Source organism: Caulobacter sp. ErkDOM-E, assembly GCF_048541895.1.
Classification (GTDB): domain Bacteria; phylum Pseudomonadota; class Alphaproteobacteria; order Caulobacterales; family Caulobacteraceae; genus Caulobacter.
This window is the reverse complement of record NZ_CP183331.1, coordinates 2094415-2115604: the sequence shown is the minus strand read 5'-3', so window position 1 is coordinate 2115604 and position 21190 is coordinate 2094415. Positions and strand designations below refer to the sequence as shown.

23 protein-coding genes are annotated in these 21190 nt (G+C 65.4%); 14 read left to right on the top strand and 9 right to left on the bottom strand.

All coding sequences use genetic code 11. The features are described from left to right. Positions 1–12: 12 nt before the first annotated feature. The 4 genes from ACN2C7_RS10365 to tyrS form a co-directional block, all read right to left on the bottom strand. On the bottom strand, positions 13–492 hold the full coding sequence (locus ACN2C7_RS10365; protein WP_419316854.1) for a bactofilin family protein: 480 nt from the start codon (positions 490–492) through the stop codon (positions 13–15). Beyond that, positions 473–1624, bottom strand: a complete 1152-nt coding sequence (locus tag ACN2C7_RS10360; protein WP_419316853.1) for a peptidoglycan DD-metalloendopeptidase family protein — start codon at positions 1622–1624, stop codon at positions 473–475. The genes ACN2C7_RS10365 and ACN2C7_RS10360 overlap by 20 nt, the downstream gene beginning before the upstream one ends. Positions 1625–1875: 251 nt before the next feature. Beyond that, positions 1876–2337, bottom strand: a complete 462-nt coding sequence (locus ACN2C7_RS10355; protein ID WP_419316852.1) for a peroxiredoxin — start codon at positions 2335–2337, stop codon at positions 1876–1878. A gap of 41 nt (positions 2338–2378) precedes the next feature. Beyond that, positions 2379–3707 (bottom strand): tyrosine--tRNA ligase, encoded by a 1329-nt coding sequence (gene tyrS / locus ACN2C7_RS10350; protein WP_419316850.1) that lies wholly within the window; start codon positions 3705–3707, stop codon positions 2379–2381. A gap of 179 nt (positions 3708–3886) precedes the next feature. On the opposite strand from tyrS, the gene ACN2C7_RS10345 reads away from it, so the two are divergent. After that, positions 3887–4990, top strand: a complete 1104-nt coding sequence (locus ACN2C7_RS10345; RefSeq protein ID WP_419316849.1) for an anhydro-N-acetylmuramic acid kinase — start codon at positions 3887–3889, stop codon at positions 4988–4990. A 37-nt stretch (positions 4991–5027) separates the two neighbouring features. Here the strand turns inward: ACN2C7_RS10345 and ACN2C7_RS10340 are convergent, their stop codons facing one another. Beyond that, entirely contained in the window at positions 5028–5678 is a 651-nt protein-coding gene (locus ACN2C7_RS10340) for an alpha/beta hydrolase (RefSeq protein ID WP_419316848.1), read from the bottom strand. A 185-nt stretch (positions 5679–5863) separates the two neighbouring features. Here ACN2C7_RS10340 and ACN2C7_RS10335 point away from each other — a divergent pair, with 185 nt between their 5' ends. Genes ACN2C7_RS10335 through ACN2C7_RS10285 form a run of 11 tightly spaced genes read left to right on the top strand, consistent with a single transcriptional unit; the run spans position 5864 to position 14419 of the window. Continuing rightward, positions 5864–6328: an Rrf2 family transcriptional regulator gene (locus tag ACN2C7_RS10335; RefSeq protein WP_419316846.1), complete on the top strand. Its 465-nt coding sequence runs from the start codon at positions 5864–5866 to the stop codon at positions 6326–6328. Then, entirely contained in the window at positions 6325–7464 is a 1140-nt protein-coding gene (locus ACN2C7_RS10330; RefSeq protein ID WP_419316845.1) for a cysteine desulfurase family protein, read from the top strand. Before ACN2C7_RS10335 ends, ACN2C7_RS10330 begins: the two co-directional genes overlap by 4 nt. Next, positions 7464–8933, top strand: coding sequence for a Fe-S cluster assembly protein SufB (gene sufB / locus ACN2C7_RS10325; protein ID WP_419316844.1), 1470 nt, complete (start codon positions 7464–7466; stop codon positions 8931–8933). Before ACN2C7_RS10330 ends, sufB begins: the two co-directional genes overlap by 1 nt. Next, positions 8930–9232, top strand: coding sequence for a hypothetical protein (locus tag ACN2C7_RS10320; protein WP_062146533.1), 303 nt, complete (start codon positions 8930–8932; stop codon positions 9230–9232). The genes sufB and ACN2C7_RS10320 overlap by 4 nt, the downstream gene beginning before the upstream one ends. After that, positions 9225–9974, top strand: a complete 750-nt coding sequence (sufC, locus tag ACN2C7_RS10315; protein WP_419316843.1) for a Fe-S cluster assembly ATPase SufC — start codon at positions 9225–9227, stop codon at positions 9972–9974. Before ACN2C7_RS10320 ends, sufC begins: the two co-directional genes overlap by 8 nt. Next, entirely contained in the window at positions 9971–11008 is a 1038-nt protein-coding gene (gene sufD, locus ACN2C7_RS10310) for a Fe-S cluster assembly protein SufD (protein WP_419316842.1), read from the top strand. The genes sufC and sufD overlap by 4 nt, the downstream gene beginning before the upstream one ends. Beyond that, a complete protein-coding gene (locus ACN2C7_RS10305; protein WP_419316841.1) occupies positions 11008–12234 on the top strand; it encodes an aminotransferase class V-fold PLP-dependent enzyme in 1227 nt (408 codons plus the stop codon). Before sufD ends, ACN2C7_RS10305 begins: the two co-directional genes overlap by 1 nt. Before the next feature lie 7 nt (positions 12235–12241). Next, positions 12242–12598: an SUF system Fe-S cluster assembly protein gene (locus tag ACN2C7_RS10300; protein WP_419316840.1), complete on the top strand. Its 357-nt coding sequence runs from the start codon at positions 12242–12244 to the stop codon at positions 12596–12598. Positions 12599–12612: 14 nt separating this feature from the next. Then, positions 12613–13020: a HesB/IscA family protein gene (locus ACN2C7_RS10295; protein WP_419316839.1), complete on the top strand. Its 408-nt coding sequence runs from the start codon at positions 12613–12615 to the stop codon at positions 13018–13020. Between the two features lie 31 nt (positions 13021–13051). Beyond that, the gene (locus ACN2C7_RS10290) at positions 13052–14023 is read left to right on the top strand and encodes a glycosyltransferase family 9 protein (RefSeq protein ID WP_419316838.1); all 972 of its coding nucleotides are present in this window, start codon (positions 13052–13054) and stop codon (positions 14021–14023) included. Continuing rightward, the gene (locus ACN2C7_RS10285; RefSeq protein ID WP_419316837.1) at positions 14024–14419 is read left to right on the top strand and encodes a DUF6165 family protein; all 396 of its coding nucleotides are present in this window, start codon (positions 14024–14026) and stop codon (positions 14417–14419) included. Here ACN2C7_RS10285 and ACN2C7_RS10280 read toward each other — a convergent pair. Then, entirely contained in the window at positions 14416–15219 is an 804-nt protein-coding gene (locus ACN2C7_RS10280) for an enoyl-CoA hydratase/isomerase (RefSeq protein WP_419316836.1), read from the bottom strand. The two genes, ACN2C7_RS10285 and ACN2C7_RS10280, sit on opposite strands and share 4 nt — an antisense overlap. A gap of 138 nt (positions 15220–15357) precedes the next feature. Further along, positions 15358–16419, bottom strand: a complete 1062-nt coding sequence (locus tag ACN2C7_RS10275) for a GGDEF domain-containing protein (RefSeq protein WP_419316835.1) — start codon at positions 16417–16419, stop codon at positions 15358–15360. A gap of 185 nt (positions 16420–16604) precedes the next feature. On the opposite strand from ACN2C7_RS10275, the gene ACN2C7_RS10270 reads away from it, so the two are divergent. Beyond that, positions 16605–18062, top strand: a complete 1458-nt coding sequence (locus tag ACN2C7_RS10270; RefSeq protein ID WP_419316834.1) for a coniferyl aldehyde dehydrogenase — start codon at positions 16605–16607, stop codon at positions 18060–18062. Positions 18063–18087: 25 nt separating this feature from the next. Here the strand turns inward: ACN2C7_RS10270 and ACN2C7_RS10265 are convergent, their stop codons facing one another. Then, positions 18088–18345: a hypothetical protein gene (locus ACN2C7_RS10265; RefSeq protein ID WP_419316833.1), complete on the bottom strand. Its 258-nt coding sequence runs from the start codon at positions 18343–18345 to the stop codon at positions 18088–18090. Positions 18346–18473: 128 nt separating this feature from the next. Further along, positions 18474–20300 carry a DEAD/DEAH box helicase gene (locus ACN2C7_RS10260; protein WP_419316832.1) on the bottom strand — a complete coding sequence of 609 codons (1827 nt, stop codon included), beginning with the start codon at positions 20298–20300 and terminating at the stop codon, positions 18474–18476. A gap of 141 nt (positions 20301–20441) precedes the next feature. Between ACN2C7_RS10260 and ACN2C7_RS10255 the strand changes: the two genes are divergently transcribed. Then, entirely contained in the window at positions 20442–21158 is a 717-nt protein-coding gene (locus ACN2C7_RS10255; RefSeq protein ID WP_419316831.1) for a class I SAM-dependent methyltransferase, read from the top strand. Positions 21159–21190 lie beyond the last annotated feature (32 nt).

Here is a 21190-nt window from a genome sequence, read left to right as displayed (position 1 = left end):
CTACTTCCAGGATCAGGCCGGCTTGGCCTGCGCCTCCGCCGGGGGCGCAAGAACCGGCGTCGGAGCCGGTTGCGGGGCAGGGCGCTGGAACTTCAGGCTGCGGCCCTGGAAGAAGGCGCCGGTTTCCATCGCCAACTGCTCGTGGGTAATGTCGCCGTCGATATAGGACGTGCCGTAGAGGCGAACCTGCTTGGAGGTGATGGCGCCCACCACACGGCCGCGAACCTCGACGGCCTCGGCATAGACAGAACCTTCGACATGACCGGTTTCGCCGACGGTCAGGCGGCCCACGCGAACATCGCCACGAACCACGCCATCGATCTGCAGTTCGCCGTCGCCGGTAACGCCGCCCTCGATGGTGATGTCGGCCGAAATCAGGGAAGCGACCTTCGGCGCCACCTTGCGTGTCGGATCGACGGAGGCGATGGGCGTGGGCAGGGGCTCGATTTTGGTCGGGCCGCGCGCCGTGGTCTTAGTTTGCTTGCTGAACATACTCACCAGCCTTCAAAAAGCGATTTGGGTTCTGGGCCCTGCCATTGGCCCAGACTTCATAGTGCAGGTGCGGGCCGGTCGACCGACCCGTCGAGCCCATGGCTCCAACGCGCTGACCAATCGCGACCCGTTCGCCAACGCGCACTGAAATCGCTTGAAGGTGAGCATAGCGCGTCTTGAAGCCGCCGCCATGGTCGATCTCGATGGTGTTACCATAGCCAGACCGCACGCCGGTGAACGAGACGACGCCCGGCGCGGTCGACATGATCGGGGTGTAGAACGCCCCCGGGAAGTCCAGTCCAGAATGAAAGGCCGGCCGACGCGTGAACGGGTCAAAGCGAACGCCGTAGCTGCTGCTCATCGCCGGGTTGCTGGTCGGGCGGAAGAAAGGAAGCTTCTGGGCCGCCGCGTTCAGCGAGCGCATGTCCGACATATCGGTAGCGGCGCGGTGAATGCGGGTGGCGAATTCTTCATCGACGTCGAGCACGGCGGCGAGGGCGCGCGGATCCCGGGCCTCGATCAGCGGACCGCCCAGCGAGGCGCCGCGGCCAGTATAGTTGCCAGCGTCCAGGCCAGCCATGCGCATGGCCAGACGGAGGCGTTCGGCGCGGCTCTTGGCGAAGGTCTCTGCGGCGTCGATCAGGCGCTCCTGATCCATCCGGGTGGCCTGGATGCGCTGGACCGGCGTTGCGGCCAACAGGCGAGGCTGGGAGGTCTTCAGGGCTTCGGCGGCGCCAGGGACGCCCTTGAAGTCGCTGACCAGCATGGCCAGCGCAGAGTGGCGCTTTTCCACCGAGGCGGCCAACTCGTCGAGCGACCCGTTGGTGGCCGAAAGCTGGGCGACGGCGCTGTTCAGGCGCGCCTGACGGTCGGCGTTGAGGCGCTCGTAATAGGCGCGCTGCTTGATGACCTGCTGGTCTGTCGAGCTGACAGCCAGAGCGTTGACCATCATGGCCGCGGTGCAGACACCCATCCACAGGGCGGCGCAGCCGACGACGGTCGCGGCCAGAAGTTGCTTGTTGGTGGAAAAAACGTAGCCCCGCATCTCCCCGCCGGAGCGGATATAGAGGTGCCTTTCAGGGAAAAGACCTTCGAGGGATTGCCGCAGTCGCTTGAAGCGTTTGATGGCCATCGCTCACGAAACCCCCGTTTTTAGAACACGGGGATATGCAACGATATTACGCGGCCGCGCAAGGCTCTTCGCTCTCCAAGAGAGCGCGAGTAAAAGAATTTAGCATGCGGGCCCAATCGTTAACGCCACCTGAATGCGATCAGCAAGATCGATGGTCGACTGGGCGCCACTTGGCTCAGCTACGCGGCGCAAATACAACACCGCCGGGCGCGGCTCGTTCCACACCGTCGGCGACCAAATCGCAAATCCGGTTACTTCATGGCTCTGGCAGTGGTCAGCACCGCCTTGATGTGGCCAGGCACTTTGACCTTTCGCCAGACCTCGCGGATTACCCCGTCGGCGTCGATCAGGAAGGTCGAGCGGTCGATACCCATGTACTTGCGGCCATACATGCTCTTTTCCACCCAGGCGCCGTAGGTTTCGACGATCTCGCCGGTCGTGTCCGCAGCCAGCTCCACCGTCAGGTCATGCTTGAGACGGAACTTGGCGTGCGAGGCGGCGCTATCCTTGGACACGCCCACGATCACCGCGCCCAGCTTTGCGAATTCCTCGACCTCGGACGAAAACTGCAACGCCTCGGACGTACAGCCCGAGGTGTCGTCCTTGGGGTAGAAATAGAGGACGATCTTCTTGCCCTTCAGGCTCGCAAGACTGACCCGACCTGTATCGGTGGGCAGGTCGAACGCGGGAGCCTTGTCACCGGCTTGAAGCATCGTCTCTCTCCGTTTTCCTACTTGCGCCCTTGTCTGCCGGATCAGACCGGTTTGACCAGAACGATCTTCTTCTTGCCTGCCGCAAGTTTGACCACGCCATCGATCAGATCGGCTTCGGTGACCACGCGGTTGGCGTCGGGCTCAGCCTGGTCATTGACCTTCAAGCCGCCGCCCTGGGCAAGGCGACGCGCTTCACCGCGCGAAGCGGCCAGGCCGGCGTCGGCGAACAGGTTGGCCAGGACGATACCGGCCTTCAGCTCCGCAGCGGGCACTTCGAAGGTCGGCAAGTCGGCGGAGGTTACACCTTGTTCGAAAGCCTTTTCGGCAGCGTCACGCGCCGAACGAGCAGCCTCTTCGCCATGCGCCATGCGCGTGGCCTCGTCGGCCAACACCTTCTTGGCATCGTTCAGCTTGGCCCCCTGCAGGGCTTCAAGCTTGGTGATCTCGTCCAGGGGCAGGTCGGTGAACAGCTTCAGGAACCGCCCCACATCGGCGTCCTCAGTGTTGCGCCAGAACTGCCAGTACTCGTAGGGGCTCAGCTGTTCGGCATTGAGCCACACGGCGCCCGACATGGTCTTGCCCATCTTGGCGCCCGAGGCCGTCGCCAGCAGCGGCGTCGTCAAACCATAGGCAGCCTTCTGGTCGACACGGCGGGTCAGCTCCACGCCGTTGAGGATGTTTCCCCATTGGTCCGAGCCGCCCATCTGCAGAACGCAGCCGAACTTGCGGTTAAGCTCCAGGAAGTCGACGGCCTGCATCAGCATGTAGTTGAATTCGAGGAAGGTCATCGGCTGCTCGCGCTCGAGCCGCAGCTTGACCGAGTCGAAGGCCAGCATCCGATTGACCGTAAAATGCACGCCGTAGTCGCGCAGGAACTGCACGTAGCCGAACTTGCTGAGCCACTCGTCGTTGTCGACCATGATGGCGTCGGTGGGCCCATCGCCGAAGGTCAGGAACTTGGCGAACACCGACTTGATGCCGGCGATATTGGCGGCGATGTCGGCGTCCGACAGCAGCTTGCGGCTCTCGTCCTTGCCGGTGGGATCGCCCACCTTGGTGGTGCCGCCGCCCATCAGGACGATCGGCTTGTGGCCGGCCTGCTGCAGGCGGCGCAGCATCATGATCTGGATCAGCGACCCGACGTGCAGACTGGGCGCCGTGGCGTCAAAGCCGATGTAGGCCGTGACGATCCCGCCGGCGGCGGCCGCGTCCAGCTCGTCCGGGTGGGTGATCTGGTGGATATAGCCGCGCGCCTGCAGGGTCTGCAGGAATTCCGACTTGAACGAGGCGGGCGCGGACATGGATCGACTCTCTGGATGGAACGACGCGCCGTCTAGCACGGGCGGAGCGGGATGTGGCGAGGGTTTCATACGGTCAGTCTCCGGAGGGGGCCGGAGCGCCATGATCTTGCGACAAGCGCCCCCGGCAGGGTGGCGACGTGTCAGGCCGGCCTCCCGCTATTTCAGCGGGCGGCAATAGCTGGCGGCGGGAAGGCGGACGTCGATCATGGGGCCTAGCTACAGGCCCGCGAGCATGGCAGTCAACGGCGATGCGCATCCTGGGATTCATGACCGGCACCTCGCTCGACGCTGTCGACATGGCGGTGCTTGAGACCGACGGCGAAGAAATCCACGCCTTCGGGCCTTCGGGCGAGCGCAAGCTGCGCGAGGCGACCCGCGACCTTTTGCTGGCGGCCACCGACCAGGCTCGCGCCTGGTCGCGCGGCGAACCAGAGCCGGCGATCTTCGAGGACGCCCGCCGCGCCGTCGCCGAGGAGCACCTGTACGCCGCAGAAAGCTTCATCGCCGAGCATGGCCTGGCCTGGAGTGATTTCGATCTCCTGGGCGTGCACGGCCAGACCGTGCTGCACGAGCGCCCGCAGCCGGGCCGGATTGGCCGCACCGTTCAGTTGCTGGACGCCGAGTGGCTGGCCAGGGCCACGGGCCGCCCCGTCGCTTTCGACTTTCGCACCGCCGACGTCGCGGCCGGCGGGGAGGGCGCGCCGTTGGCCCCGATCTATCACGCAGCACGCGCCCGGGCCTCGGGCTTGGCCGCGCCGGTCGCGGCGCTGAACGTTGGCGGGGTCGCCAACATTACCCTCATCGACGCCGACGGAACCTTGCTGGCCTTCGACACCGGACCAGGCAACGGCATGATCGATCTGATGCTTCAGGCCCGAGGGCTGGGACGCTTCGATGAAAACGGTCGGCTGGCCGCGGCGGGCAGGGCGGACGAGGCGGCTTTGGGCAGCCTGCTGTCAGGCGCCTATTTCGACGCGCCAGCCCCCAAGTCGCTGGACCGTTACGACTTCACGCTCGACGCCGTGGAGCATCTTTCCGCAGAGGACGCCGCAGCCACCCTGGTGGCGTTCACGGCAGAGGCCGTGGTCAAGGCGTTCGACAAGGGCGCGCGGCCCAGCGCCCTGATCATCTGCGGCGGCGGCCGGCACAATCCAGAGATCATGCGAGTATTGGCCGAACGCTCCCCGGTTCCGGTCAAAACCGCCGAGGCCTTTGGCTGGCGCGGCGACGCCATCGAGGCCGAGGCCTTCGCCTATCTTGCGGCGCGTACCGCCCTTGGCCTGCCGATCAGCTTCCCAGGCACCACGGGCGTCAGCGCGCCGATGACAGGCGGACGGATCGTTCAGCCCTGAACGAAAAAGGCCTCCCCGAAGGGAGGCCTTTGAAGGATCAGATCGGGTTCATCTCGATCCGCTTGTCCAGATAGTCGCCGACGCTCTTTTCCACAAAGGGCAGGTGCTCGGTCCAGAAGTGGCTGGCCTTATCGATGACTTCGTAGTCGATGATAATGCCCTTCTGGGTGCGCAGCTTGGAAACCACGCGCTCGACTTCGACGGGCGGGGTGATGCTGTCGGCCGAGCCGGTCAGGAACAGACCCGAGGCCGGGCAGGGCGCCAGGAAGCTGAAGTCGTACATGTTGGTCGGCGGCGAGACACTGATGAAGCCATCCGTCTCCGGGCGACGCATCAGGAGCTGCATGCCGATAAAGGCCCCAAAGTCGAAGCCGGCGACCCAGGTCTGACTGGCGGCCGGGTTGGAGGTCTGCAGCCAGTCTAGCGCCGTGGCGGCGTCAGCCAGTTCGCCGATGCCGGCGTCGAACTCGCCCTGGCTGCGGCCCACGCCGCGGAAATTGAAGCGCAGCGTCGCAAAGCCACGCTTCATGAACAGATGATACAGCTGCACCGAAACCGGGTGGTTCATGTGCCCGCCCGCCTTGGGGTGCGGATGCAGAATCAAGGCTATCGGGGCCGTCTCGGTCTTGCCCGGCGAGTAGCGACCTTCGATCCGTCCGGACGCGCCGGCCAAAATCACATCAGGCATATCGACCTCATTGGTTCGGCAAGCGGCGGGCGATTCCGGATCTTTCGACCGATGGAATACTTGACCACTGCGCTTGGTCTTCCTAAATCTCACCCAGCGACGCGGACTTGGGGTCCGGCGCGAAGTCGCGGCTTGTAGCACACGCAAAAGCCGATGCGCGCGGAATCTGCAAGGAGTAAAGGCGCATGCGGCTTAGCACCAAGGGACGATACGCGGTCATGGCCATGACCGACCTGGCCAAACGCCAGGACCAGGGTGACGGCCGCGCTGTGGCCCTGGCCGAAATCGCTGCGCGCCAGCAGATCTCATTGTCCTATCTCGAGCAGCTTTTCGCGCGGCTGCGCCGCAAGGGCCTGGTCAAGAGCGCCCGTGGTCCCGGTGGCGGTTATCGCCTGGCATTGGACAGCGAGAAGACCCTGATTTCGGAGATCGTGCTTGCCGTCGACGAACCCCTGCGGGCCACGCGCTGTGGCATGACGAAGGGCGGTCCCAAGGGCTGCATGGCCGGCGGCGAGCGCTGCATGACCCATGACCTCTGGGAGGAGATGGGCCGTCAGATCCACGGCTACCTCGCCTCGGTCTCGATCGCAGATGTGCTGGAAGGTCGGCTGCGTCCTGACTCCAAATCGCTGGAGATTGCGGCGGAGTGACCATGTCCCGCGCCTCCGTCTATCTCGACTACAACGCCACAGCGCCCATCCGTCCGGAAGCGCGCGGGGCGCTGCTGCACGCCCTCGAGGCGCCGGCCAATCCCTCGTCGGTCCATGCCGCCGGCCGCGCCGCGCGCGATGTCGTCGAGAAGGCCCGCGCCCAGATCGGCGCCCTGGTCGGCGTGCCGGCCGGCTCTGTGACCTTTGTCAGCGGCGGCACCGAGGCTAACGCCTTGGCCATTGAGAGCGCCAAGGCCGCTGGCTTCAGCCGGATCATCGTCGGCGCCACCGAACATGACGCCGTGCTCGAGACGGCCAAGGCCACTGGCCTGCCGGTCGAGACCTGGCCCGTCGATGCCAACGGCGTGGCGCATCTGCCCTGGCTGGAAGCCGATCTGAAGGCGCCCGGTCGCGCCCTGGTCTGCCTCATGCTGGCCAATAACGAGACCGGCGTCATTCAACCCGTCGCTCAGGCCGCTGCTTTGGTGCGCGCCGTCGATGGCTGGCTGCATGTCGATGCGGTTCAGGCAGCCGGCAAGATTGCCATCGATTTCTCGACGCTGGGAGCCGACACCATGGCTCTGTCGGCTCACAAGCTGGGAGGCCCGCAAGGCGTCGGCGCCTTGGTGGCCGGCACGCGCGCGCTCCTGCATCGTCGCCAGCATGGCGGCGGGCAAGAGCGCGGCCGCCGGGCCGGCACCGAGAATGTCGCGGGCATCGCCGCCTTCGGAGCGGCCGCCGATGCGGCCTCGCGCGATCTCGCCTCTATGACCGCTCAGGCCCACTGGCGCGACGCCCTCGCCGAACGCGTCAAGGCAGAAGGCGCGGTCGTGCTCGGGGAAGGCGCTGATCGCCTGCCCCAGACACTCTGTTTCGCCAGCGAAGGCTTCGGCTCCGAGATTCAGGTCATGAACCTGGACCTGGCGGGCGTGATGGTCAGCGCCGGCAGTGCGTGCTCCTCGGGCAAGGTCAAGGCCAGCCGCGTGGTGGAAGCCATGGGCCGGTCAGACCTCGCCCCCTGTGCCCTGCGGGTCAGCGGTGGCTGGGCGAGCACGCAAGACGACTGGATCAAATGCGGCGACGCCTGGATCGCCGCCTGGAAGCGTATCGGCGCTCGGCGCCGGGAGGTGGCATAGTGGCCGCAGTTCAAGAAACCGTCGAAGTCGTTGCCTCGCTCGAAAAGTACGAGCACGGCTTTACCACCGACATCGATCAGGAGTTCGCCCCCAAGGGCCTCTCCGAAGACATCGTGCGGTTCATCTCGGCCAAGAAGGAAGAGCCCCAGTGGATGCTCGACTGGCGCCTGGACGCCTATCGCCGCTGGCTTGAGCTGGAAGAGCCGAATTGGGCCAAGGTCAACTATCCCAAGATCGACTATCAGGACTCCTATTACTACGCCGCGCCCAAGACCAAGGAGGGGCCCAAGAGCCTCGACGAGGTCGATCCCGAGATCCTGGCCGTCTACGCCAAGCTGGGCATTCCGCTGCGCGAGCAGGAAGTCCTGGCCGGCGTCGAGGGCGCGCCGCGCTACGCCGTGGACGCGGTGTTCGACAGCGTCAGCGTGGTCACGACCTTCAAGAAGGAATTGGCCGCCGTCGGCGTGATCTTCTGCTCGATGAGCGAGGCGATCCGCGAGCACGGCGATCTGGTGAAGCAGTATCTGGGCTCGGTGGTGCCAACCTCGGACAACTATTTCGCCTGCCTCAACAGCGCGGTCTTCAGCGACGGCAGCTTCGTCTACATTCCGCCAGGCGTGCGCTGCCCGATGGAGCTGTCGACCTATTTCCGCATCAACGCCAAGGACTCCGGTCAGTTCGAGCGCACCCTGATCATTGCAGACAAGGGGGCCTATTGCTCGTATCTGGAGGGCTGCACCGCCCCGATGCGCGACGAGAACCAGTTGCACGCCGCCGTGGTGGAACTGATTTTGCTGGACGACGCCGAGATCAAATATTCCACCGTCCAGAACTGGTATCCGGGCGATCCAGAGACGGGCAAAGGCGGCATCTTCAACTTCGTCACCAAGCGCGCCGACTGCCGGGGCGACCGCTCCAAGGTGTCGTGGACGCAGGTTGAGACCGGCTCGGCCGTGACCTGGAAATATCCGTCCTGCGTGCTGCGCGGCGAGGGCAGCTCGGGCGAGTTCTATTCGATCGCCGTGACCAACGGCCATCAGCAGGCCGACACCGGCACCAAGATGATCCACCTGGGCGCCAACACCAAGTCGCGGATCGTCGCCAAGGGCATCAGCGCCGGCAAGTCGACCAGCACCTATCGCGGCCTGGTCAGCGCCCACCCCAAGGCCAAGGGCGCCCGCAATTTCACCCAGTGCGACTCCTTGCTGATCGGCAAGACCTGCGCCGCCCACACCATCCCCTATATCGAGGCCCGGAACGGCCAGTCGGTGTTCGAGCACGAGGCCACCACCACCCGCCTGTCGGACGACCAGCTGTTCTACTGTCAGCAGCGCGGCCTGAGCCAGGAAGAGGCCGTGGCCCTGCTGGTCAACGGCTTCGTCAAGGACGTGCTGCAGCAGCTGCCGATGGAGTTCGCCGTGGAGGCCCAGAAGCTCGTGGCGATCAGCCTTGAGGGGAGCGTGGGATGATCCCTGTCCGCTTCGGGCTGAACGACAAGGAATACAAGTACGCGCGCCAACTGGCCTATCAGGCGGCGCACGGCACGTGGATCAACCCGTATGGCGACGAGGCCCCGCTGATCGACCGCTGCGCCAAGCTGCTGGCGAAAGGCAATGCCGATGCGGCGGCCGAGCGCGCGCTGCTAACTGAACTTCTGAAACTCGCCGCATACAGCCCCGAACATGAATGGGAGGCGCCGGCCCTGACCGGAAAGCCGACCACATTCGCTATCCAGACGCTCGAAAAGATCACGGCTTTCAATGCTTAATATCCAGAACCTCCACGCCCGCGTCGAAGACAAGCCCATCCTGAAGGGCGTCACGCTCGACGTGCCGGCGGGCGAAGTGCACGCCATCATGGGGCCCAACGGCGCCGGCAAGTCGACCCTGTCCTATGTGCTGACCGGGCGCGGCGGCTATGAGGTCACCGAGGGTTCGGCCAGCCTCAACGGCGAGGACCTGCTGGCTCTGGACGCCAATGAGCGGGCCGCCAAGGGCCTGTTCCTGTCCTTTCAGTATCCGCTTGAAATCCCGGGCGTTCCGGCCCTGACCTTCATCCGCACGGCCCTCAACGCTCAGCATCGCGCGCGGGGCGAGGACGAGATCGCCGCCCCGGCCTTCCTGAAACTGGCCAGGGAGAAGGCCGCTTCACTAAAGATCGACTTCGAGATGCTCAAGCGCGGCCTGAATGTCGGCTTCTCGGGCGGCGAGAAGAAGCGAATGGAAATCTTTCAAATGGCGATGCTTTCGCCGAAGTTCCTGATCCTCGACGAGACCGACAGCGGCCTGGATATCGACGCCCTGAAGATCGTTTCCGAAGGCGTCAACGCCCTGCGCTCTCCCGAGCGCGGCATGCTGGTGATCACCCACTATCAGCGCCTGCTGGACTACATCAAACCCGACCGCGTCCACGTACTGGCCGCCGGCCGCATCGTTGCCTCGGGCGGTCCGGAGCTGGCCCTGCAGTTGGAAGCCGAAGGCTACGACAAGTATGCGAGCGCCGCCGCATGAGCCTGGCTCTCGCCCTGAAGACCGGAGACGCCAGCCGTCTGCCGTCGCGACGCGATGAGGACTGGCGCTGGACGGATCTGCGCGGGCTGATCCGTTCCATCCCGACCGAGTCACCGGCGTTTCTCGGCGACGTCGGCGCGGGTCCGTTCGACGCGCTGGCCGACGCTACTGTCCTGATCGTCAATGGATGGGTGCGCGAAGGTGAGCCCGCGCCCGAGGCCGGGGTGTTGGCTTTGCGGTTCGTATCCCACGCCGACGCCACTGCGCACGACGCCGAGTTTGCGGTGACAGTCGCGCCCGGCCAGACCCTGACCCTGCTGGAAAGCTATGAAGGGCAGGGGGCGGGCGGCTATCTGGCCAATATCGGTCTCGACGTCTCGGTTGGCGAAGGCGCTCGTCTGGAGCGGATCGTCCTCGTCGACGACCTGGCCGATGCGGTGACGGTGAGCACGGCCGACGTCGCCCTGGCGCCTGGCGCCACGTATGCGCAAACCATCCTGACCTCCGGCGCCCGCCGCCAGCGTCTCGAGACCCGCGTCGCCCATCCCGGCGCCCACGCCGATCTGCGCCTCGACGGGATCTATCTGCTGGATGGCCAGCGCCACGCCGACCTGACCACCCAGGTCACCCACGGCGGCGTCGACGGGACCACCTCGCAATTGACCAAGGGCATGGTCTCCGACCAGGCGCGCGGCGTGTTCCAGGGACGGATCATCGTCCAGCCCGGCGCCGACCAGACCGACGCCCGCATGGGCCACCACGCCCTGATCATGTCGGACAGGGCCGAGGTCGACGCCAAGCCCGAACTGCTGATCTTCGCCGACGACGTCGCCTGCGCCCACGGCAACACCATCGGCGCCCTGGACGAGCAGGCGATCTTCTACGCCCGTCAGCGCGGCATCCCAGAGATGGAAGCCCGCGCCATGCTGACCGAGGCCTTCGTGGGTGAGGTGGTCGAGCGCATCGAACATGAACCCGCCCGAAAGATCGCCCGCGCCTGGGTCGCCCAGCGCCTGGGACGGAGCATCGTCTGATGGCTTTCGGCGCCCCCTTCGATGTCGAGGCGATCCGCGCCCAGTTCCCGATCCTTGGGCGAACTGTTCACGGCAAGCCCTTGATCTATCTGGACAGCGCCGCCAGCGCCCAGAAGCCCGACGCGGTGCTGGACGCCATGATGGGCCTGGCGCGCACGTCCTACGCCAACGTCCATCGCGGGCTGCACACTCTGGCGAATGAAACGACGGAAGCCTATGAAAAGGCCCGCGAAAGCGTAGCGCACTTCATCAACGCCGAACCGACCGAAATCGTCTGGACCAAGAGCGCCACTGAGGCGGTGAATCTGGTCGCGGCCTCGTTTGGCCTGTCGCTGAACGCCGGGGACGAGATCGTCATCTCGGAGATGGAGCACCACGCCAACATCGTGCCGTGGCACTTCCTGCGCGAACGCAAGGGCGTGGTCCTGAAGTTCGTGCCAGTGCTGGACGACGGCCAACTCGACATGGAGGCCTACAAGGGCCTGCTGTCCGAGCGCACCAAGATGGTCGCCCTAACCCAGATGTCGAACGTGCTGGGCACGGTCAACGATGTCCCCGAGATCGTGCGGCTGGCCCACGCGGCCGGCGCCCAAGTGCTGATCGACGGCTGCCAGGGCGTGGTCCATTCCAAGGTCGACGTGAAGGCGCTCGACGTCGACTACTACGTCTTCTCCGGCCACAAGCTGTACGGCCCCACGGGCATCGGCGTGCTCTACGGCAAGGCCGAGCGCCTGGCCGCCCTGCCGCCTTACCAGGGCGGTGGCGAGATGATCGGCTCGGTGTCGATGGACGTCATTACCTATGCCGATCCGCCCCATCGCTTCGAGGCCGGCACGCCGGCGATCCTGGAAGTCGTCGGCCTGGGCGCGGCGATCGAGTGGCTGAACGGCCTGGACCGCGACGCCATCTTCGCCCACGAGCATGCGCTCTATGATCGGGTCGCCGAGCGTCTTCAGGGCGTCAACGGCCTCAGGATTCTCGGCACGGCGCCCGGCAAGGGCGCGGTGCTGACCTTTACGGTCGAGGGCGCCCATGCCCACGACATCGCCCAGGTTCTGGACCGCTACGGCGTCGCCGTGCGGGCCGGAACCCATTGCGCCGAGCCCCTGATGCGACGCTTTGGCGTCACCTCGAGCGCGCGCGCTTCCTTCGCCCTATATAACACCGAGGCTGAGGCCGATGCGTTCGTGGACGCTCTGGCCAAGGCCCGCAGTTTCTTCAGTTGAGCCCCGCATGACCGACGCCGCCGTTCCCGAGACCGCCTCAGCCCTTCCCAAGGAAGAGCTGGCCAAGCTGACCGATCTGCTGATCGAGAAGCTGAAGTCGGTCTATGACCCGGAGATCCCGGTCGACATCTATGAGCTGGGCCTGATCTACAAGGTCGATGTCAGCGACGACAAGGACGTGGCCATCGACATGACCCTGACCGCGCCGGGCTGCCCGGTGGCCGGCGAAATGCCGGGCTGGGTCAAGGACGCGGTGATGGAAATCCCCGGCCTGAAGTCCTGCACGGTCGACCTTGTCTTCGAGCCGCCTTGGGACCCGTCGCGGATGAGCGACGAGGCCAAGCTGCAACTGAACATGTTCTGATCGGTCAAAACGCCATGGAAGCCGCCCTCACGCCCCGCCTTCGTCGCCCTCGCCCCAAGGTCGTCACCCTGACTGACGCAGCAGCGGCGCGCGTGAAGGAGATCATGGCCCGGAAAGCGCTTGAGGAGCCCGACAAGCCCTATGCCGGCCTTCGCGTCGGTGTGAAGAACGGTGGCTGCGCCGGCTCGGAATACGTCTTCGACTATGCCCTGGAGAAGAGCCCGCTGGACGAGGTGATCGAGGACAAGGATGTCACCATCCTGATCGATCCCAAGGCGGTGCTGTTTCTGGTCGGCACCGAGATCGACTACGAGACCACCAAGCTGTCGTCGAAGTTCGTGTTCAACAATCCCAACGAAACCGACGCCTGCGGCTGCGGCGAGAGCGTGACAATCCAACCGGCCGTTGAAGCCGCAGATTGACCCCGAAGACGCCGACGGCCTAATCCAGCCCATGGTCAAAACGATCTTGGTCTATTCGATGGGCGAGGTGATCGGCGACGGCTTGATCAAGCTGCCCTTCATCGCCGGCCTGCGCGCCGCCTTTCCCGACGCGCGGATCAGCTGGTGCGCGGCCAAGGGCGAGACCGTCTATGCTGGACCGCTGAAGGCCGTCGTCGAGGGCTATATCGACGAAATTCTGACTGACGGCCCGACGGGCGCCGGAGCCTTCGACATCCTGCCGTGGGTGAAGCCGTTCGGCGGCCGCCAGTTCGAACTGGTCATCGACACCCAGGAAAATCTGCGCCGCAGCGCCGTGGTCCGTCGTGCGGCGGGCGTCTTCGTCTCCGCCGCACGACAGGCGCGGACCCGGGATTGGCCGGTGGCGGTCACCGACCGGCTCGCGAGGTTGCTGGCTCTGGCCTCGAGCGGGCAGGGCGCGCCGACGCCGATCATCCTGGCGCATCCCGACGCCCTGGCGGCCGCCAAGGCCCTGCTGCCTGACGGCTCGACCTATGTTGGCCTGGCCCCGGGAGCGGGCGGACAGGACAAGCGCTGGCCTCTGGAGCGCTATTTGGCGCTGGCGCGCGAGATCGCGCTGAAGGACGCAGTTCCCGTGTTCTTCTTCGGGCCCGACGAAGCCGACGACGCTGCCAGGGCGCGGCGCGAGGCGCCGACCGCGTTGTTCCCCGAATCGGATCGCCACGACGACTATCCCCATGTGAGGGGCCCGCTGCTGGTCATCGCCCTGGCCAGTCGGCTGAGCGCAGCCGTGGCCAATGACGCCGGCCCCGGCCACATGCTGGCGGCCGGCGGCGCGCCGCTGTTGTCTCTACAGAAGGACGCCCGCAAGGCCGTGAAGTTTCGCCCGGCCGCCGCCAAGCTTGAGATGCTGGTCGCGGAAGACTACGGAGACGGCATGGCCGCCTTGCCCTTCAACGCGGCTTGGAGCGCCCTCGCGCGCCTGATGTCCGGAGTCGCCTGAATGCCCATCCTCGCGCCCATCTCGGCCGGCGAACTGATCGACAAGATCACCATCCTGCGCGTGAAGGCCCAGCGCATCGGCGATCCGGCCAAGGAGGCCAATGTCCGCAAGGAGCTGGCGCTGCTGGAGGTCACCGCGCTGTCGCACATTCCCCCCAGCGCCGATATCGAGCGCCTGACCGCTGAACTGATGGCCGTCAACGCCGCCCTCTGGGACGTCGAGGACGGTAAGCGTGATTGCGAGCGACGCCAGGACTTTGGCCCCGGCTTCGTGGCCCTGGCGCGCCGCGTCTATATCGAGAACGACCAGCGCGCCGCGATCAAGAGGGCGATCAATGCGGCGGCTGGTTCCGATATCGTAGAAGAAAAGAGCTACAAGCCCTATCTGGCCAGCTAGCGCCCCTTGAAGGCCGCCGCGCGCTTCTGAAGGAAGGCGCTGACGCCCTCGATGAAGTCTTCGGTCTTGCCAGCGAACTTCTGGGCCTTGCGCTCGGCGTGCAACTGACCGTTCCAGTCGGCGTCAAGGCTCTCCCAGACCAGCTTGCGGATCGCGCCAAGAGCCACCGGGCCGTTGGCCAGTTCCCTGGCGATGGTCGTGGCGGTGGCGATGAGTTCGCCATCGGGCACGCAGCGATTGACCAGACCCCACTCAAAGGCCTTGGCGGCCGAAATCCGGTCGCCCAGCAGCATCATCTCCATGGCCCGCGCCTTGCCGACCAGTCGCGGCAGCAGATAGGTCGAGCCGCCGTCGGGCACCAGGCCGATGCGACGGAAGGCCTGCAGGAAGTAGCCGCTTTCACCGGCCACAATCATGTCGCCCATCAGGGCCAGCGAGCAGCCGACGCCGGCGGCTGCGCCGTTCACGGCGGTGACGATCGGATAGGGGAAGTCCCGCAGAGCGGTCATCATCGGATTATAGACGGTTTCCAGCGCTGAACCGGCATCCGGCTTGCCGTCCACATCGAGTTCGCGAGCGGCGGGACCGCCGCCCGAGAGATTCGCGCCCGAACAGAAGCCGCGGCCTTCGCCGGTGATGATCAGCGCGCGCGCCACGATCTTGCCGTGGGCGATCGCCCCAAGGGCATGTGTGATCTCGCGCGCCAAATCCATGCTGGCGGCGTTCAGCGTCGTCGGATCGGCCAGGGTAATGGTCGCGACGCCGTCCTCGGCGGTTAGGCGAATCTTTTGATAGTCCATGGCGTCCTCCCAGGGCTTGGCGCTCTTTGGAAGACAGCTAGGCGCCACTAACCCCGGGGAAGGCCAGAGGGTTTTTCACACGAAAACGCCGCCGTTCGCGAAAACGGCGGCGCTGACGGTTTTCAAAGAGGCAAAAGCCTAGGCGGCGTTGGCCGAAGCCGGCTTGCTTTCGGCCGAGCTGACCTTGTTGCGGCCGGTACGCTTGGAGGCGTACAGGGCGGCGTCCGCGCGTTCCATCAAGGAATGGCTGCTTTCGTCCTTGGCCCGTTCGGCGAAGCCCGAGGAGATGGTGATCGTGCCCAGGTCCTCATTGGTCGAGCGGCGCTTGAGCATGCGGGATGAAACTTCCACACGGATCTCTTCCAGGCAGCCAGCGACGATGCTCGACGCCTCCCGGGGGAAGATCATCGCGAATTCTTCACCGCCGTAGCGCGCAGCGAAGCGCGGCATGGCGGCGACCCGACCGATGACGGATGCAACATAGCGAATGACCTGGTCGCCGGTCTGGTGACCCCAAGTGTCGTTGAAGCCCTTGAAATGATCGATGTCGAGCACGGCCAGGCACAGGCTCGTGCCAGCCTCGTCGCCCTCCGAGCAGGCGCGGTCCAATTCTTCGTCGAAAGCCTTGCGGTTGGCCAGGTTGGTCAGACCGTCGGTCGTGGCGTCGCGGCGTACCTGCTCCAGGTGTTCGCGCAGGCGGTCGACCTCAGCGGTCGATTCGGCCAGGCGCGCTTCCAGCGACTGGTTTTCCTTGTGAACACGGCGGGTGGCCTGGGCCAGGCTGGTGACGACCGACTTGATGGCGCCGACATCGGCGCTGCCATCGAGATCCTTGGAAACCCCGTCCAGTTGCTTGCCGAATGCTGCGTTGGTCTTCTGTGCGTTCTGGATCGCCTTGGAGACCGATTCCAGTTCCTTGCTCAGCAGGTCGCCGGCGTCGCGGATCTGTTCATTCAGCTTGGCCTTGGGAAGATAGGCTGCGGCGAGTTCCTCGCTGACCATTTCGGTAAGCGGCTCGCCAAGGGAAATCAGTCGGGTGAGTTCCCGCGCCAGCGCGCCCTCGGGATCGGCGACATAGTGGGTCCAGAGTTCGAAATTCAGCGCGGTGGGCCACACCTGATGGCGTTCCATCAACTCCAGAGCGCGCTTGGCGATCTTGTAGGCCTCGGGGCCGCGCAGCGTAGTTTCGACGTCCGACATCTTTTCTTCCCCCGTCGGCACGTTCCCGTAGCGAGAATGCCGATCGCTTGGATGTCCACTTTAGCTCTGAGAGTTCAAACGAGGCGTTAAGAGCGAACAAGGTTCTCTTGCGCTTGCGTTTTGCGACCTTAATTGTGAACACTGATAAGATGAGCCCTCAGCGGGCCGCCGGGAGGATCACATCCATGAACGCGCCGACAAATTTGACCCTCGAAACCCATAAAGCCGCGATGAATCTCGTGCTTGAGCGCCAGAAAGCGGCGCATTTGCGCGATGGGCCCTGGACGGCCGAGCAGCGCATCGAACGTCTCAACCGCTGCATCGATCTTTTGATCGGCCATCAGGCGGAGATCGCCAAAGCGGTCAGTACCGATTTTGGGTCTCGTTCGCCGGAAGCCACCTCCCTGACCGACGTGGCGGGCTCAATCGGGCCGCTGAAGTTCGCGCGCGACAATCTCACCAAGTGGATGAAGCCGCAGAAGCGCAAGACAACACCGGCGATCCTGGGCCTGTTCGGAGCCAAGGCGGGGATCCAGTACCAGCCCAAGGGCGTGGTCGGGGTGATCAGCCCCTGGAACTTCCCGGTCAACCTGACCTTCGCGCCCCTGGCCGGGATCCTGGCCGCCGGCAATCGGTCGATGATCAAGCCGTCGGAATTCACGCCGGCGACGTCGGACCTGATGAAGGCGATGTTCGCCAAGGCCTTCACCGAGGAGGAGATTGCGGTCTTCGTCGGCGGCGCCGAGGCGGGTCAGGCCTTCTCCGGCCTGGCCTTCGACCATCTGGTCTTCACCGGCGCCACATCGGTGGCCCGCCACGTAATGCGCGCGGCGGCCGACAACCTGGTGCCAGTCACCCTGGAACTGGGCGGCAAGAGCCCGGTGATCCTGTCGCGCGGGGCCGACATGGCCACCGCCGCGGCCCGGATCATGAACGGCAAGACCCTGAACGCCGGTCAGATCTGCCTGGCGCCCGACTATGTCTTCGCGCCGGCTGACCAGGTCGACAACTTCGTGGCCGAGGCCAAGGCCGCCGTCGGGCGCTATTTCCCGACCCTGAAGGACAATCCCGACTACACCGCCGTGGTCGCCCAGCGTCACTTCGACCGCATCACCGGCTATGTCGAGGACGCCCGGGCCAAGGGCGCGACCATCGTCGAGATCAATCCGGCCGGCGAGGATCTGTCACAACAGCCGCACCGCAAGATCGCCCCGACCCTGATCCTCAATCCCACCGACGACATGGCGGTGATGCAAGAGGAGATCTTTGGCCCGCTGCTGCCGGTGAAGACCTATCAGCGCGTCGAGGAGGCTGTGGACTATATCAATGCCCATGACCGCCCCCTGGCCCTCTACTGGTTCGGGACCGACGAGGCCGAGAAGGATCGGGTTCTGGAGCGCACCACCAGCGGCGGCGTCACGGTCAATGATGTGATCTTCCACGTGGCCCAGGAAGAGCTGCCCTTCGGCGGCGTCGGACCGGCCGGCATGGGGGCCTATCACGGGCATGACGGCTTCCTGGAGTTCAGCCACCGCAAGGCGGTCTTCCAGCAGCTGAAGAAGGACATCGCGCCGATGCTGGGCCTGCGTCCGCCCTATGGCGAAGGCATCCGCAAGTATCTGGCCGGCCAGATCAAGCGCTAACCCGGAACCTGGGCGGTGGAAGGCTTTAGCGCCCCATCGCCCAGGGATCCAGCGGCTGTCGCGCCTCGTGGCGGACAAGACCGTAATAGCCCGCCACCCAGACGATGATCCCGACGATCAGGCCGCCGATGAAGCCGATCGGCGTCGCGAACCAGAGTGTCAGGCTGGTCAGACCCGTGGCCAGGCCGAGCATTGACCAGCGCAGAAGCATGTTGAACGCATGATAGGTGCGCTCATGCGCCAGCAGGTCGGGTGAGATTTCAGAGTCGTTTGCGGCTTGCATGCCAAAAACCTCCGAGAAGGCTCGGTTCAGCCACGGCGCCGCGCGGGCGGCGCCTCGGCCAAGGCCGAGAACGCCGTTATCCTACGCTCATTTCAGACGAATGACGACGCGCTGGCGCCGCCGTCCGATCAGTCGTCCGAAGGGACCTTGGGCAGGCGCGGCGGAGCGCGCATCAGGAAGGCCGGGGTGTCGGAGCCAAAGCCCACAACGCGGCGGTCGTCATCGTCTTCGCGGCCGCGCACCGGCTGGACGCCGCGCACCGGCGAGGCGGGGCGAGCTTCGCGTTCCGGCGCGGCGGCGCGTTCGGGACGGACCCGGTCGTGACCGCGTTCGCGCGGAGCCGCGGCTTCAGCCTCGACCGGAGCGGGGGCTTCGACGCGCTCAGGACGCGGGCCGCGCTCCGAACGATCACGGCCGCGACCACGATCACGGCCGCGTTCACGCGCAGGGCGCACTTCGGCTGCAACTTCAACGTCCGATTCGACCTGAACGGGGGCGACGCCGTCGATGACTTCCGGCTCAGCGGTGCGCTCCGGGCGCTCGGCGCGCGGAGCCCGTTCACGCGGCTTACGCTCGCCACGGGTGCGGGCGGGGCGATCCTCGCGCGCTTCGACAAGTGCGACCGGCGCAGCATCAACCACACCGTCAACGGGCGTCGCTGCATCGACCGGACCGGCCTCGGCATCGCGGGTGCGCGCGCCACGACCGCCACGGGCCGAGCGTTCGCCCGGCTCGCGTTCACCGCCACGATCGCGGCTGGGCGGCGCGCCACGACCGCCACGCTTCTTGTCGCCCTCGCGATGGACAGTGACAGCTTGCGAGTAGTCGAGGTCGAGCTTTTCTTCGTTCGGGGTCGAACCGATCAGCTTGATGACCTTGTCGAAGCCCTTGTCGTCGGCCGGGGTGACCAGCATGTAGGTGATGCCCGAGCGACCGGCGCGGCCCGTGCGACCGATGCGGTGCACATAGTCGTCGGCGTGGTGCGGGACGTCATAGTTGAAAACGTGGCTGACGGCCGGAATGTCCAGGCCGCGCGCGGCGACGTCGGAGGCCACCAGGATCTTCAGTGAACCGTCGCGGAAGGCCGCCAGGGTCTTCATGCGCTGGCTCTGATCCAGGTCGCCATGGATCGCGGCGGCGTCAAAGCCGTGCGAGCGCAGCGACTTGGCCACCACATCGACCTCGGTCTTGCGATTGCAGAACACGATGCCGGTTTCGATCTGGGCCTTCTCGATCAGCGCGCGCAGCGCCAGGCGCTTGGCCTTGGGATCGGAGGAGGGAACCTTGACCAGCAGCTGGGTGATGTTCTCGTTGGTCGTGGCCGGACGCGCCGCCTCGATCCGCACGGGATCTTTCAGGAACTGTTTGGTCAGGCGGGTGATTTCCGGCGGCATGGTCGCCGAAAAGAACAGGGTCTGCTTCTTGGGCGGCGTCATCTTGAAGATGCGCTCGATGTCCGGGATGAAGCCCATGTCCAGCATGCGGTCGGCTTCGTCGACGACCAGGAACTGCACGCCGGTCATCAGCAGCTTGCCGCGCTCGAAATGGTCAAGCAGGCGGCCGGGGGTGGCGATCAGCACGTCGACGCCGCGATCCAGCTTCTTTTCCTGGTCGCCGAACGACACGCCGCCGATCAGCAGGGCCCAGGAGAGCTTGGTGCCCTTGGCGTACTTTTCGAAGCTGGAGGCGACCTGGTCGGCCAGCTCGCGGGTCGGGGCGATGACCAGAGCGCGCGGCATGCGCGCCTTGGCGCGGCCGTTCATCAGCTTGTCGATCAGCGGCAGGGTGAAGGCGGCGGTCTTGCCGGTGCCCGTCTGGGCGATACCCAGAACGTCTTGCCCGGCGAGTGCAACCGGAATGGCGGCGGCCTGAATAGGAGTGGCCGTAGTATAGCCGGTGTCTGCGACCGCTTGGAGGGTCGTGGGCGACAGCCCCAGTTCGGAAAATTCTGTCATATCAATCTGGCTGAATTCAGAGCCGCCCGTGTTTGGGCGAACGGGCGGCGCGGATTCGCCTGACCTGCTCCGAAGCTGGGGATAAATAGGCTGAACCGAGGCAAAGTCAATGATGGCAAGCCGTCGAGAGGCAAGACCAAGATGGATGAAAGCGGCTGGAAGCGCTCCGCAAAAGCTTGGATTGCCGACATGGGCGAGAACGGTGACTTTGGCCGGCAGCACGTGCTCGACAAAGTCATGGCTGAGCGTCTGTCCGGGCTGGTCCGGGGAACAGCCCTCGATGTCGGATGCGGGGAAGGGCGGTTTTGCAGGATCTTGCGGGGGCAAGGTTTCGAGACGGTGGGTCTGGATCCTACCGAGGAGCTGCTCGACGCAGCGCGAGCGCGTGACCCGGGCGGCGTCTATGTCGAGGGACGCGCAGAAGCGCTGGTGTTCGCCGACGCCAGCTTCGACCTGGTGGTGAGCTATCTGAGTCTGATCGATATCGAAGACGCCCAGACCGCCATAGCCGAGATGGTGCGGGTGCTTAAGCCTGGCGGGACGTTGCTGGTCGCCAATCTGGCCAGCTTCAAGACCGCCGCTGTCCATGACGGCTGGCAGCGCGATATGCTGGGACACCTGACCCATTTTGCGATGGACCGCTATCTGGAGACGAGGAGCAGCCGTGAAAGTTGGCGCGGGATCTCAATCCGCAACTGGCATAGGCCGCTCAACGACTACATGCGCTGGTTTCTGACTTCAGGCCTGATCCTCACCCATTTCGATGAGCCCGCCGCGACGGGCGGCGACCCAGCCAAGGCCGAACGCTACAATCGCGCGCCCTGGTACGTGATCATGGAATGGCGCAAACCGTCCTGAGTGCTGGCGCCCGCCCTTGGCGCGCTCTATAT